We start from the raw sequence: 1,634 nt of genomic DNA, 5'->3' as shown, positions 1-1,634 counted from the left end.
GGGCGGCGCCCGGCGACAGCGGCCCGATCAGCGGCACGCCCGCCGTCTCGCCGTCGTCCACGCCGGGTGCCGGGCGGGGCACCACCAGCGCCTGCACGTCGACCGGCACGCAGATGCGCGGCTCGCGCAGCAGCGCGCCGTCCCAGGTGTCGAGCACCGCGGCCACCAGGCCGGTGCGGGCCGCGACGCTGTAGGCCGCCGCGCCCTGGAACGCCGAGACCTGCTTCGGGTCGTAGGGGCTCACGGCTGCCCGCCCCCGCCCCGCGGCAGCACCGCCGGCCCGAGGTCGGCCCGGACGGCGTCGAAGCGGGCCACGAGCTGCGCGTACCCGAGCGCCGGGCGGAACACCGCGTCGAGCTCGACCTGGCGCGCCTGCGGGTCGCTCAGCGTGCGGTCGCCGAAGACCGCGCGGAACGGGAACTGCAGCAGCTCCATGCCCAGCTCGGCCGCGTCGACCTGCCCGTCGGTCAGCACGTGGGCGGGGTCACCGTTCGCGCCGATGCGGCGGGCCAGCTCGGCCACGTGCACCACCCCCGGCGCGCCGCGGCGGAACGGCACCTTCACCTGCACCGGCGGCACGAGCCGCTGCGCCGTCCGCACGTCCCGCAGCTCGATGCTCGCCGCGAGGCCCCCGGCGCCGTCCGGCAACGAGTCGATGCCGTACTGGACGCCGGCGCGGGGCTCCTCCAGGTGCACGACCTGCGGGAAGCCGTCGATCAGCACCAGCAGCACGGCGGGCGCCAGCCGCTCCATGCGCAGCAGGGTCAACCGCCCCAGCCGGCCGCCGTCCGCGTCGTCGACGGCGTCGTCCGCCTCGACCGGCCGCTCCAGCAGGTTGTCCTTCGCGTACGCCCGCACGTGCAGCGCCGGCCAGCCGGAGACCAGCCGCGAGCGCAGCAGGAACCCGGTGACCGGGCCGGCCGGGCCGCTCGGCACGTCGGCGCCGCGCTCCCAGCCCGGCAGGCGCACCAGCCGCTCGGCCTCGTCGACCTCGTCGCGCACCACCGGGTAGACCTGCTCCAGCACGGCCCGGTCGGACGTCGTCACCGTGCCGACGCCGAGCGCGCCCTCGACCAGCGCGTCGGTCCAGCCGCGGTCGAGGTGGAAGAACCGGATCGACTCCGCGGGCAGCAGCGAGGCGTCCGCGACGAGGTGGCTGAACGGCACCGGCTCGAGCAGCCGCAGCCGGGCCAACCACAGCCGCAGGTCGCGCGGCACCCGGCGCGGGCCCGGGTCGGGCGCGTCCTCGCTCGCCTGCGGCACCAGCTGGTCGATCAGCCCGAGCAGCGCCTTGGTCACCTCGCCGTCGACCGCGGTCAGCAGCCGCCGCCCGCTCGACAGACCCGCCTCCGTCATCGCACGACCCCCGTCTGCTGCAGCGCGCTGGCCGCGTCGACCAGCCGGCCGGCCAGGTCCTCCAGCGCCACCCGCGCCGCGGCCCGGTCGGTGTCGAGGTCGCGGACGGCCACCTGCACCGGGGCCGTCCGCAGCCGCGCGGCCGTGGTGGCGGCGTCCTCGCCGTCGAGCTCGATGCCGAGACCGGCCGCCAGGCGCGCGTCGCGGCCCTCCCCGAACGCGGCGACGTCGTCCGACGCGCTGCCGCGGGGTGCGGCGGGGACGACGTCGGCCAGGTC

General features: G+C 77.9%; 3 protein-coding genes. All 3 read right to left on the bottom strand.

The genetic code is table 11. The features are described 5' to 3' along the window. Positions 1–244, bottom strand: a 244-nt coding sequence (locus ACYVI6_RS18680) for a hypothetical protein (RefSeq protein WP_460447789.1), incomplete at its 3' end; no start/stop codon positions are given. Next, positions 241–1,356 carry a hypothetical protein gene (locus ACYVI6_RS18675; protein WP_460447788.1) on the bottom strand — a complete coding sequence of 372 codons (1,116 nt, stop codon included), beginning with the start codon at positions 1,354–1,356 and terminating at the stop codon, positions 241–243. The genes ACYVI6_RS18675 and ACYVI6_RS18680, both read right to left, overlap by 4 nt. Beyond that, positions 1,353–1,634 (bottom strand): hypothetical protein (locus ACYVI6_RS18670; RefSeq protein WP_460447787.1); only part of this gene is annotated, 282 nt, incomplete at its 5' end. The genes ACYVI6_RS18670 and ACYVI6_RS18675, both read right to left, overlap by 4 nt.

It is taken from the genome of Angustibacter aerolatus (genome assembly GCF_054776675.1).
The sequence above is the reverse complement of the archived record's forward strand: the minus strand, read 5'-3'. Positions and strand labels throughout refer to the sequence as shown.